General features: G+C 57.2%; 8 protein-coding genes. 2 read left to right on the plus strand and 6 right to left on the minus strand.

Annotation, left to right across the window (positions count from 1 at the left end; all coding sequences use genetic code 11):
• The coding region (locus EDI29_RS06160; RefSeq protein ID WP_193555644.1) for an NAD/NADP octopine/nopaline dehydrogenase family protein at window positions 1-705 on the plus strand (705 nt) is incomplete at its 5' end.
• A 115-nt stretch (window positions 706-820) separates the two neighbouring features.
• Complete coding sequence (locus EDI29_RS06165; protein ID WP_137740185.1) at window positions 821-1,285, plus strand: YehS family protein; 465 nt, start codon at window positions 821-823, stop codon at window positions 1,283-1,285.
• A gap of 84 nt (window positions 1,286-1,369) precedes the next feature.
• On the opposite strand, the gene EDI29_RS06170 is transcribed toward EDI29_RS06165, so the two are convergent.
• From EDI29_RS06170 to ntrB, 6 genes are all read right to left on the minus strand, one after another.
• Window positions 1,370-2,314, minus strand: a complete 945-nt coding sequence (locus EDI29_RS06170) for an Rpn family recombination-promoting nuclease/putative transposase (RefSeq protein ID WP_137740186.1) — start codon at window positions 2,312-2,314, stop codon at window positions 1,370-1,372.
• 165 nt (window positions 2,315-2,479) lie between these two features.
• Window positions 2,480-3,313: a uroporphyrinogen-III C-methyltransferase gene (gene cobA / locus EDI29_RS06175; protein ID WP_137740187.1), complete on the minus strand. Its 834-nt coding sequence runs from the start codon at window positions 3,311-3,313 to the stop codon at window positions 2,480-2,482.
• Between the two features lie 25 nt (window positions 3,314-3,338).
• Window positions 3,339-6,047 (minus strand): nitrate reductase, encoded by a 2,709-nt coding sequence (locus tag EDI29_RS06180; RefSeq protein WP_137740188.1) that lies wholly within the window; start codon window positions 6,045-6,047, stop codon window positions 3,339-3,341.
• Window positions 6,044-10,231, minus strand: coding sequence for a nitrite reductase large subunit NirB (nirB, locus tag EDI29_RS06185; RefSeq protein WP_137740408.1), 4,188 nt, complete (start codon window positions 10,229-10,231; stop codon window positions 6,044-6,046). The genes EDI29_RS06180 and nirB overlap by 4 nt, the downstream gene beginning before the upstream one ends.
• Before the next feature lie 19 nt (window positions 10,232-10,250).
• On the minus strand, window positions 10,251-11,045 hold the full coding sequence (locus tag EDI29_RS06190; protein WP_137740189.1) for an ABC transporter ATP-binding protein: 795 nt from the start codon (window positions 11,043-11,045) through the stop codon (window positions 10,251-10,253).
• Window positions 11,046-11,055: 10 nt separating this feature from the next.
• Window positions 11,056-11,970, minus strand: a complete 915-nt coding sequence (gene ntrB, locus EDI29_RS06195; protein ID WP_137740409.1) for a nitrate ABC transporter permease — start codon at window positions 11,968-11,970, stop codon at window positions 11,056-11,058.
• Window positions 11,971-11,981: the final 11 nt, after the last annotated feature.

Consider the following 11,981-nt stretch of genomic DNA (forward strand, 5'->3'; position numbering starts at 1 on the left):
ACCGCCCGCCGTCAGGTCAACGGGTATGAAGTCGCCATCATGGCGGCCAGGAAATTTGTCCATGTTGCCACCTTACCCATGCAGGAGAATGAACGCGCGATCGCCTTGTGTTCAGCCCTTTTCGGTCACCGCTTCCGCGCCCAAACCAACGTACTGGCAACGTCATTGATCAACATTAATCCCATCGCTCACCTGGGGCTGGCGCTGTGTAACGTCACACGGATAGAAAGGCATGAAAGTTGGCCCCAATATCACTATCTGACGCCAGGGGTTGCCAATCTGATTACCTCATTGGAAAAAGAGCGCCAGACGCTGGCGCAACGCTTTGGGCTCACAATCCACAGTATTGAAGCACACTTTCAGCAATCTTTTGATCTGCCCGAAAGTGAACTGGCCGATATCGCAGAGGAACTTCATCGGCGGCGCGGAGGCCCGGCAGGCCCAACGACGCTGGATACGCGTTTTATTTTAGAGGACACACCGTATGGCTTGGTTTTTGCTGAAGCGATGGCGAAAAAAGTGGGATTGGCATTGCCACAACATACCTCAGTGATTAACGTGGTTGCCGCCATATGGGGACGGGATTTTCGCCGAGATAATACGATATTGCCGATGCTTGAATTAGAAAAAATGCCATTACGCGATTTGCAGCACTGCCTTTCTGTGGGTTATCACTCAAATGATATGAAAGCGACAACATCGTGATATCGGCGTCAGAAACGAAAATTCATCATAACAATAGCGATCGCCTCTGCATTTATTGGCGCTTCCCTTATACTACCCGGCAATAACCAAGACGAGTGGCGAGAAAAACCCGGTAATGATGAACAACGACGTCCTGCGCAGCGTGCGCTATATGCTGAATTTCAATAATGACCACCTGCTGAAGATCCTGGCGCTGGTGGAGATGACCGTCCCTCCCCAGCAGTTGGCGAGCTACGTCAAAAAAGAGGGAGAGGAAGGCTACCAGCCTTGCCCGGACATCGTGATGAGTTATTTCCTGAACGGGTTGATTCTGCAAAAACGCGGTCAAGATGAGAACCAGCCTGCACCGCAGTTTGAACGCAAGATGACCAACAATATTATTCTGAAAAAGCTGCGTGTCGCGTTTTCACTAAAAACGGATGATATTCAGGCGATCCTGTTGGCACAAAATTTTCGCATTTCAGTGCCGGAAGTCACCGCGATGATGCGCGCGCCTGAGCATAAAAATTATCGTACCTGCGGCGATCAGGTGATCCGCTACTTTCTGAAAGGGCTGACGGCGCGAGTCCGTAAAGGCTAAAAGCAACGCGTTAGCGAAAGGACGTGAGCGTTGCCTGACTGACCGCCGTAAAAGGCAGCAGCAACGCTCGATTTCTCGCACATATCAATGCTGTGTTTCATGCAGGATGGTCGTAACCAGTTGCTCCAGCTCTTCTTCCTCAAGCTGAGTGACCTGCTGCACGCTGTTCTTATCCATTCCCGTTAGCAATAAATTACGGGCAATTTGTCTGGCACTGTTTTTCATCCCTTGTTCAATGCCCTGCTCCAATCCTTGCTGAATACCGCGTTGGATTCCTTCCTCGAATCCCATTTTTTTCAATTGTTCTGCAATCGTCATAATGTCCTCCTGACCGGTTGATAGCGGTGCTGCCAGTGCATCAATAAAATCTGCGGGTTTGGATGTGTTTCCCGCTTGTGCAATATAAAATAACAGCGCCCGACGCTGCGTCAGCGGCACCGACCAGCGTTCAAATAGTAACCCAATTTCACGCGCCAACTCCAGCATATCACGGGTACGAACATGTTTCTGTACCAGTTCCAGTAACGCCATGCGTCGGTGCGTGCGAATCTCATCATCCGGAATAGCGGTTAAATCCACCAGTGGGAAAGGCTGTTCATACAACGCTTGTGCCAGTACGGGATCGGCGAAGCTGTCCAGCCAGCGAAGGCTGTAGGGATAAGGACGCGCTCTGCCATGGTAAAACAGCAGCGGCACCACCAACGGTAAGCGATCGTGTCCCTGATCCAGATGCTGCTGCATGGCAGCCAGACAATAGCGCAGCAGCCGGAAAGCCATCTGCTTTTCCGGGCGGCTTTGGTGTTCAATCACACAGTAAATATATCCTTTACCTGCGGTGGTACGCAGCGAGTACAGCACGTCCGATATCCGCGCGCGCAGCTTTTCATCAATAAACGACGCGGACTCCAGTTGCAGCGTGCTGAAATCACAGCGCTCGCGGATTTCATCCGGCAGATGAATAGTTAGAAAATCCCGTGCGACCACGATATCGCTGAGAAACTGTTTGAAGATCGCATCATGCGATGGCATTTCGTCCCCTTCCTTGTCAGACACTGGCTAAAACTCAGTGGGAGGATACTGGGAATGCGATATCAAAACAGAAAACAGCGTAGGAAGTGGAAAGCGCCTCGAAGAAAAACCTGCTTACTTCACATTCCAAATGAGGCGCTAATCATCGAAAGGAATTTGTTGCCGTCAGGCCGCTGCATGCTTTTCCATCATCAGCCGTGCAGGGGCTGCATCAACATGCAGCGCCGGATGACGGCAGAAGCGAACGACGTCACCCACCACCAGCAGGCTGGGCGACTGTGGCTGATAGCGGGCCAGCAGTGCTGGTAAGGTCGCCAGCGTCGCCGTTAATAATCGCTGATCCGGCTGGGTGCCGCGTTCAATAATCGCGACGGGCGTCTGCGCGGACAGACCGTGTTCGATCAGGCGCTGGCACAGTCGACTGCTGTGGCTCAACCCCATATAGAACACCAGCGTTTGCTGGCTGTCCGCCAGCGTCGGCCAGTCCAACTGCGGTTCGCCGTCGCGCGAATGGCCGGTCACGAAGCGCACAGACTGCGCGCAGGCACGGTGTGTCAGCGGTAATCCCACTGCCGCCGCACAACCTGTCGCGGCGGTAATGCCCGGCACCACATGACAGACAATTCCGGCCTGCTGGGCATAGTCCATCTCTTCGCCGCCGCGCCCGAAAATAAACGGATCGCCGCCCTTGAGACGGATCACCCGCTGTCCAGCTTGTGCCAATTCGACCAACAGCTGATTGATTTTTTCCTGCGACAATCGATGACAGCCGCGCGTTTTGCCGACGTCGATACACAGCGCCTGTTCTGGCACCAGATCCATAATCTCCGTCGACACCAGTCGATCGTAAACCACCACATCCGCCTGCTGGATTGCCCGCAGCGCCTTCAGCGTCAGCAGTTCCGCATCGCCCGGCCCAGCCCCCACCAGCCAAATTTCACCGCCGAGTACGGGCTGACGCCGCTGGCCTGCGGCCAATATTGATTGTGTTGTCATCATGTCACACCTCATTACGCCGTGGCGCTCAACCTGCTTTTTTCAATTCATTGACCGTTATCGGTACATGCTGACTCAATAACGCCTTCAGTTCGGGGATACAGGAACCACAGTTGGTGCCGCATTTCAGCGTGCCGCCTAACGCTGCCACGCTGTGACATCCCTTACGAATCGCACCGACGATGATCGCTTCGCCAACGCTATAGCAACTGCAAATCGTGGTTCCCTGCTTCACCTGTCCTTGTGGAGCCTGACCCGCCAGTAACGCGTGGCGTTCGTGCGGTAGCTGCGGTGGAGTGATAAACGCCTGACGCACCGCATCGCTGTCGATACGCAGCGTCTGTGCACTGACATAGCAGGCCAGCACTACGCGCCCTTCACGCCAGCCAATCAGGTGAAATACACCGTTGCCCTGCGCGATCTGGCACTGCATGTTTTCCAACCCATAATGTTCGAGCAGCCATGCCTGCCAATCGTCTACTGGTACACGATCGGCAAACAGATACTGCGTCACGCCTTCATGAGGGATCTTGCTCCAATAGGTTGTGGGCGGCGGCAGAACATCATGCTCTGTAGGTAACGTTAATGGCGCTGGAACGGGTTCGTCGGCAAAAAACAGCGTGGCCTGCCAGGCGGTATGCCAGGGCTGGATGCGGACTCGGCTGTGCTTACTTTCCGGCTGCCCGGAATACGGATCGGTAATCGGCGCAACTAAACTGTCAGCCCGCGCCTGAGCGCTGAACTGCTGATTCCAGTGCATCGGCACAAACACGCTGCCGCGCGCCTGCCCGACGTCGAGACGCGCCCGAGCCAGCATCCAGCCGTGCACCGATGACAGACGTACCAGATCGCCCGCCTGAATATCATGCGTCTGTGCATCCTGTGGATGAAGCTCGCAGTAGGGTTCGCTGATATGACGCATCAGCCGAGCCGCTTTACCGGTACGCGTCATGGTGTGCCACTGATCGCGGATTCGTCCGGTATTTAGCACCAGCGGATACGCCGCGCTCCACGGGCTTTGCGGTAGCGACGGCGTTACCGCCACCAGACGCGCTTTGCCGTCGGCATGCCAAAACCGCCCATCATCACTCAGTCGGGTTCGCCCGTGTGGGTATGCCGCATTCACTGGCCACTGTATCGGTTCCAACTGCTGCCACTGCTGATTACTGAGCGTCGCCAGCCCGCTGATATCAAACGCACGGCTGCCGTCATTCTCAAACCCGGACAGCGCCGCATGTTCACGAAAGATCTCTGCGGGATGCTGATAGGCAAATGCTTCGGCAAATCCCATACGCTGCGCTACCTGACTCAGCATCCACCAGTCAGCTTTGGCTTCCCCCGGTGCAGGCAGAAAGGCACGCTGACGGGAAAGGCGGCGTTCGGAATTGGTCACCGTGCCATCTTTTTCTCCCCAACCCAACGCGGGCAGTAAGATATCAGCGGTTTCTGCGGTATCGGTATGACGCATTACCTCGGAGACGATCACCAGCGGGCAGCGCTCCAGCGCCTGTTTCACCCGGTCGGCATCCGGCATCGATACCACCGGATTGGTGCCCATCACCCATACCGCCTTAATATCGCCGCGTTCTACTGCGCGAAATAGGTCTACCGCATTCAGGCCGGGCTGCGTCGCTACGTTATCGCTCTGCCAGAAACGTCCCACGCGATCGATATCCTGCGGCGTAAAGCCCATGTGGCAGGCAAGCTGATTAGCCAGTCCGCCTACTTCTCGCCCGCCCATGGCATTTGGCTGTCCGGTTATCGAAAAGGGACCGCTACCGGGTAAACCAATTTTGCCGCTCAGCAGGTGAGCATTGATGATCGCGTTACATTTATCACTGCCCGAGGACGATTGGTTAACACCCTGCGAATAGAGCGTCACCACCTTTTCACTGGTGCTGAACAGGTGATAGAAACACTCGATATCGACTTTATCCAACTGACAGAAATCCGCCACCTGTGCCACCGACCATGCTTGCGCTGACTGTAATGCTTCCTCCACGCCGGAAAAGCGTTCAGCCAATGCGGCGCGATCGATACGTGAACCTTGTGCAAGCCAATGCAGCAGGCCGTTAAACAGCCCGGCATCGCTGCCGGGCTGCAGTGGTAAATGCAAATCGGCGATATCACAGGTTGCAGTACGCCGTGGGTCGATCACCACCACCTGCATCTGCGGCCGCTGCTGTTTCGCCTGCACCAACCGCTGATACACCACCGGATGTGCCCAGGCGGTATTAGACCCCACCAGCACCACCACATCCGCCTGCTCAATATCTTCATAGTTACAGGGAACCGCATCCGCCCCCAGCCCGCGCTTGTAGCCAATCACCGCCGATGCCATACACAGGCGCGAGTTGGTATCCATATTGGCGACGCCAATAAAGCCTTTCATCAGCTTGTTGGCGACGTAGTAATCTTCCGTCAACAGTTGGCCTGAACCGTAAAACGCCACCGACTGCGGACCGTGCTGCTGCATCGTTGCCAGCAGCCGTTCAGCCACCGTATCGAGCGCCTGTTCCCAACTCACTCGACGCCCTTCCACCAGCGGCCACAGTAATCTGCCTTTCAAATCCAGCGTCTCTCCCAGCGCGGAACCTTTGACGCACAGACGCCCAAAGTTCGCAGGGTGTGCGGGATCGCCGCTGATTTTTACCGCCCCTTGCCCATCGTGTTCTGCCAGCACGCCACAGCCGACGCCACAATACGGGCAGGTTGTCCGACAGACGGGCGCGTTCATGATGCTTTCGCCATATCATTGTCTGCCAGACCGACGCTTTCCGGCACGGCCAGCGGTTGACGGCATACCCAAATTTCGTCATCTTCCACGCGCACCGGCCAGGCGCGAACATACAACGCACTGTCATCCGTGCTGACGCCATCCCGCAGCTTGAAGCGTTTTTTGTACAGCGGAGAAATCACGACCGGCTCACCCGCCACGTCACCCAGTAGCCCACGCGACAACACGTTCGCCCCGCTGCCTGGTTCGTGGTTTTCTAACGCGTACACCTGCTGCTCGCTGCCCGGCAGGTGGAACAGCGCAATTTGCTGCTGTCCGAGACGTGCCGCCATGCCTGCATGACGCGGAATGTCGCTCAGCGTTGCAACCTGCACCCACTCCGCTTCATGCGCGGCAGGTTTTAGCACAGCGGGTTCTGGCGATACCGTTTTCTCATGATCCTGTGCCGGACGGATCTGCCCGCGTTCTGGCACCATTACCACCGCTTCATCCGGGCTATCGCTGTTCAGGAAGCCGCGGAACAGCGCCAGACGTTCCGGGCTTTCCAGCGTGGTTTGCCATTCGCACTGGTAGGCATCCACCACGCGCTGCATCTCTTTATCTAACTCTTCGCCGATATTCAGGCTGTCTTCCAGAATCACCTGACGCAGATAGTCGATACCGCCTTCCAGATTATCCATCCAGGTACTGGTGCGCTGGAGGCGATCGCCGGTGCGGATATAGAACATTAATACCCGATCGATGGTGCGCAGCAGGGTTTCCGTATCCAGATCGCTGGCGAAGAGATCCGCATGGCGCGGTTTCATGCCGCCATTGCCACACACGTACAGATTCCAGCCTTTGTCCGTGGCAATCACGCCGATGTCTTTGCTTTGAGCCTCCGCACATTCGCGAGTACAGCCAGACACCGCCATTTTGACTTTATGCGGCGAGCGCAGCCCCTTGTAACGGTGCTCCAGTTGGATCGCCAGCCCGGTGGAATCCTGCACGCCGTAGCGGCACCAGGTCGAGCCCACGCAGGACTTCACGGTACGCAGCGATTTACCGTAGGCATGACCGGTTTCAAATCCCGCATCGATCAGCTCACGCCAGATCGCTGGAAGCTGCTCTAAGCGAGCACCGAATAAATCCACCCGCTGGCCGCCGGTGATCTTGGTATACAGGTTATAGCGCTGCGCGACCTGCCCGATTGCGATCAGGCCTTCTGGTGTGATCTCCCCAGCCGGAACGCGCGGCACGACAGAATAGGTGCCGTCTTTTTGGATGTTGGCAAAAAAACGATCGTTGGTATCCTGCAACGGCAAGTGCTGCGGTTGCAGCAGGTAGTCATTCCAGCAGGAGGCCAGCATCGACCCCACCAGCGGCTTACACACTTCGCAGCCCAAACCGTGGCCGTAACGCTCAAGAAGGCTGTCGAACGAGCGGATCTCATGCACGCGAATCAGGTGGTACAGCTCCTGACGCGAATAGGCGAAGTGCTCACAAATATCCTTCTTCACTTCGACGCCCAGTTGCGTCAGCTCATACTCCATCACCTGCTTAAGCAACGGCACACAGCCACCGCAGCCCGTTCCCGCCTTGGTGCAGGTTTTCAGCGCGCCCAGTTCGCCGCAGCCACCCGCCACCGCCGCCGAGATATCGCCTTTGCTGACGTTATGGCAGGAACAGATCTGTGCGCTGGCAGGTAACGCCGCCACACCCAGCCCTTTCGGCGCATCGCCAGAACGTGCAGGCAAAATCAGTCCTTCCGGCTGTGCAGGCAACGGCATGTCGTTGAGCATCATTTGCAGCAGCGTACTGTAATCGCTGCTGTCGCCGATCAATACGGCCCCCAGTAAACGCTTGCCGTCGGCAGACACCACGATTTTCTTGTAGACCTCGTTCGGGCCGTCCGTCCACTGGTAGCTTTGGCTTCCCGCCGTGCGCCCATGTGCATCGCCAATCGAGGCCACTTCAACGCCCAACAATTTCAGCTTGGTGCTCATGTCCGCACCGGTAAATGGCGTATCGCGCTGCGCCAGCGTATCCGCCACGCTGCGTGCCATCTGGTAGCCCGGTGCCACCAGCCCGAAAATCTGCCCTTTCCACAGCGCACACTCGCCGATGGCGAAAATCGCATCATCGGACGTCTGGCAGCGGTCATCGATCACGATGCCGCCGCGCGGCCCTTTCTCTAAATCGCAGCTATCCGCCAGTTTGTCGCGCGGGCGAATGCCGGCGGAAAACAGCACCAGATCGGTTTCCAATATGCTGCCGTCGGCAAAGCAGAGGCGATGTAGCGCCTGCTCGCCGTCGGTAATTTCCCGCGTTTCTTTGCTGAGATGAATCTGTACGCCCAGCGCTTCAATCTTGCGGCGCAGCATGGTGGCACCGCCGTCATCCAGCTGCACCGCCATCAGACGCGGAGCAAACTCCACCACATGGGTGTCCAGCCCCAGTTGACGCAGGGCGTTGGCGGCTTCCAGCCCCAGCAGACCGCCACCAATCACCACGCCGGATTTAGCTTTTTTCGCCTGTGCTGCAATCGCATCCAGATCGTCCAACGTGCGATACACCAGACAGCCGGGGCGCGTGTTGCCGGGAATCGGCGGAACAAAGGCATAAGACCCCGTCGCCAACACCAGTTTGTCGTAGGCGGTTTCTCTGCCCTGCGCATCACTCACGCACTGACGTTCACGATCGATAGCCACGATCTCGCTGGCACTGCGCAGCTCAATGCCGCTCTCGGCAAAAAAGCCGTCTTTCACCAGCGACAGCGAAGCGGCACTGCGGCCGGAGAAATACTCGGAGAGGTGAACGCGGTCATAGGCTTCATGGCGCTCTTCGCCAAAGACCACGATGTGATAATGCTGATGCAGGTCGCGCTCAACCAGTTGTTCAAGAAAATAGTGGCCGACCATACCGTGGCCGACGACCACCAAAATAGGTTTGCTCATGACAGGAATCCTTACAGCTTCAGGCTGTGGGTCAGAATCAGGGGAAGAAAGGCCGAAAAGCAGCGCGGCAGGCGGTATCATCTCGTCTTCAGTGGTGCTCTCCATCGCGGCCAGCAGACGCGGGCTGTCGTCAGTGTCGCCATACAGCAAGACACCGCACAGCCGACCGTCGCGCAGGAGCAGACGACGATAGTGCTGCGTCTGCGGATCAAAAGTGGTGTACACCTCATCATTCGGTGCCACGTTAATATCGCCGCCGCTGACTACGCCAATCCCTGTGACCTTCAGTCGCGTCGTCGCCTGTTCACGCTGATAGTCTTGCGGTGCATGTCCAGCAAGGCGCTGTGCCACCAGCGTAGCCTGCGCGAAACACGGGGCAACCAGCCCAAAGGTTTCGCCATTGAGTTCACAGCATTCGCCGATCGCGCTGATGTAGGGGTCGGCGGTTTGCAGTTGTCCATCCACCAGCACGCCACGGTTGCAGGGCAAGTCGCATTCACGCGCCAGTTGGCTGGCAGGAATCACGCCCGCGGTCACCACCACCAGACCCGCCGGAATCGTGCGGCCATCTGCCAGTGCGACCGCCGTCACCCCGCGTTCATCGCCATGCAGCGCCACAACCTGCACATCCGTCTCGCAGGCAATGCCGCGTTCGCGCAGGCTGTCGCACAGCAGGTCGCTCGCCGTGGCATCCAGTTGACGCTCCATCAGAACCGGAACGCGATGCAGCAACGTGACGTCGGCACCACGCAGTTGCAGCGCTGCGGCGGCTTCAATGCCGAGCAGGCCACCACCAATCACCACCGCAGGGACGGACTGGCGAATCGTCGTCAGCATCAGTTCGACATCATCCAGCGTGCGGAAGCCGCACACGCCCGCCAGATCGATACCCGGCATCGGCGGCATAAACGGCGTGGAGCCGGTCGCCAACACCAGATGATCGTAATGCAGTTGCCGTTGCGTCGTTGTCACCTCACGCTGCTGGCGATCGATATGGGTTACCCGCTCACCCAGCAGAGTGTTCACCGGCAGCGCCGCATCGTCGTCAATAGCAGCTGGCGTCAACAGCGTATCCGTAAACGCTTTTTCGCCGCTTAATACCGGCGACAGCAGGATACGGTTATAGCTGGCGCGCGGTTCATCACCAATCACGGTGATTCGGAAGCGCGTGGCGGCCAGTTGGCGCAGCACATCGACGAATCGCGCACTCGCCATCCCGTTACCAATCACAATCAGATGCGGTTTCATCATCGTTCCGGCCTCGCTGTCAGGCTGCTTTAGGCTGTTTTTCATATAAGAAATGCAGCACCTGCTGACGGTAGTGGTGGTAGCGTGGATCGTCGGCCAGCACGACGCGTGAACGCGGACGTTCCAGCTCAACTTTCATAATTTCACCAACCGTCGCCGCTGGGCCGTTGGTCATCATCAGCACGCGATCCGACAGCAGCACCGCTTCGTCGACATCGTGGGTAATCAGCACAATCGTGGTTTGCAACCGCTGCTGAATCTCCATCACCGCATCCTGAAGATGTGCGCGAGTCAGTGCATCCAGCGCACCGAACGGTTCATCCATCAGCAGGACTTTCGGCTTCATGGCCAGCGCACGGGCGATGCCTACACGCTGCTTCATCCCGCCGGAAATCTCATTAGGCCGCTTGTTCAGCGCATGCCCCATGTGTACCAGTTCCAGATTGTGGGCAATCCACTCATGCATCTCGTGCTTGTTCATCTGCCCGCGAAACACCTGCCGTACCGCCAGCGCCACGTTTTCGTAGGTGGTCAGCCACGGCAGCAGAGAATGGTTCTGAAAGACCACGCCGCGCTCCGGCCCCGGTCCGTCAATTTCACGGTTGTCACACAACAGGCCGCCGCTGCTCGGCAGCGTCAGACCGGCGATCAGATTCAATAACGTAGATTTGCCGCAGCCGGAATGGCCGATCAGGCTGATAGTTTCACCGGTGTGAATATCAAAACTCACCTGATCCAACGCCAGAAACTCACCGCTGGCGGTATTGAAACGCTGGCTCACCTGTTGCACTTGAATAATCGGTGTTGTACGCATCGTCGGCTCCTTAGCGGTTGTCATAGCTGAAACGGTTAGCAATCCACACCAGTCCCTGCTCAAGCAGCAGACCGATAACGCCAATCACCACGATGGCGATAATGATGTTTTCCACATTCAAGTTGTTCCACTCGTTCCAAATCCAGAAGCCGATACCGACGCCGCCGGTCAGCATTTCCGCCGCCACAATCACCAGCCAGGCAACACCAATTGACAGACGCACGCCGGTCAATACGTTAGGCAGCACCGCCGGCAGCAGAATTTTGTGCATGATGGTGAATTCAGAGAGCTTCAGTACGCGCGCTACGTTCAGATAATCCTGTGGAATACGGCGCACGCCTTCGGCGGTATTGAGAATCATCGGCCAGATGGAGCAGATAAAAATGGTCCAACTGGATGCTGGTTCGGCACGTTGGAACAGCAGCAGGCCGATAGGCAGCCAGGCCAGCGGACTGACCGGACGCAGCAGCGAAATGATCGGATTGAGCATGTTGGCCAGAAACGTAAACCGACCAATCAGGAAACCAGCAGGAATGCCGACCAGTGCCGCCAGTCCGAAGCCAATGCCAACACGTTGCAGTGAGGCCAATACGTTCCAACCGATGCCCTGATCGTTCGGCCCTGCGATGTAAAACGGATCGGCAAAGAGGCTGAGCGCCGCAAGCCAGGTCGTCCACGGCGTCGGGAAGTTTTCGCTGTTGAGCGCAGCAATCTGCCAGACCGCAACCAGCAGCCCCAGTCCGAGTGCCGCAGGAAAGAGTTGCTGAAACAGCTTGCGCAGCAGCGGGCGGTAGGCGAAAGCCGGTGCCGCCGGTGCTTTTGCAGGCGTTGCGGGTTTAGTTGGCAGCGGCGTAATTTCAGCGCTGTGTACGGTTTCCGGGGCGTTATCCGCGGTAATTGGAATGACCTGGGCCTGGTTTTTCATCATCAACCTCA

Source organism: Pectobacterium polonicum (genome assembly GCF_005497185.1).
Classification (GTDB): domain Bacteria; phylum Pseudomonadota; class Gammaproteobacteria; order Enterobacterales; family Enterobacteriaceae; genus Pectobacterium; species Pectobacterium polonicum.

Bases quoted from the DNA above. Each gene is read 5' to 3' on its own strand.
- EDI29_RS06165 (WP_137740185.1), top strand. From the start codon at position 821: ATGATGAACAACGACGTCCTGCGCAGCGTGCGCTATATGCTGAATTTC.
- EDI29_RS06170 (WP_137740186.1), bottom strand. From the start codon at position 2,314: ATGCCATCGCATGATGCGATCTTCAAACAGTTTCTCAGCGATATCGTG.
- cobA (WP_137740187.1), bottom strand. From the start codon at position 3,313: ATGATGACAACACAATCAATATTGGCCGCAGGCCAGCGGCGTCAGCCC.
- EDI29_RS06180 (WP_137740188.1), bottom strand. From the start codon at position 6,047: ATGAACGCGCCCGTCTGTCGGACAACCTGCCCGTATTGTGGCGTCGGC.
- nirB (WP_137740408.1), bottom strand. From the start codon at position 10,231: ATGAAACCGCATCTGATTGTGATTGGTAACGGGATGGCGAGTGCGCGA.
- EDI29_RS06190 (WP_137740189.1), bottom strand. From the start codon at position 11,045: ATGCGTACAACACCGATTATTCAAGTGCAACAGGTGAGCCAGCGTTTC.
- ntrB (WP_137740409.1), bottom strand. From the start codon at position 11,970: ATGAAAAACCAGGCCCAGGTCATTCCAATTACCGCGGATAACGCCCCG.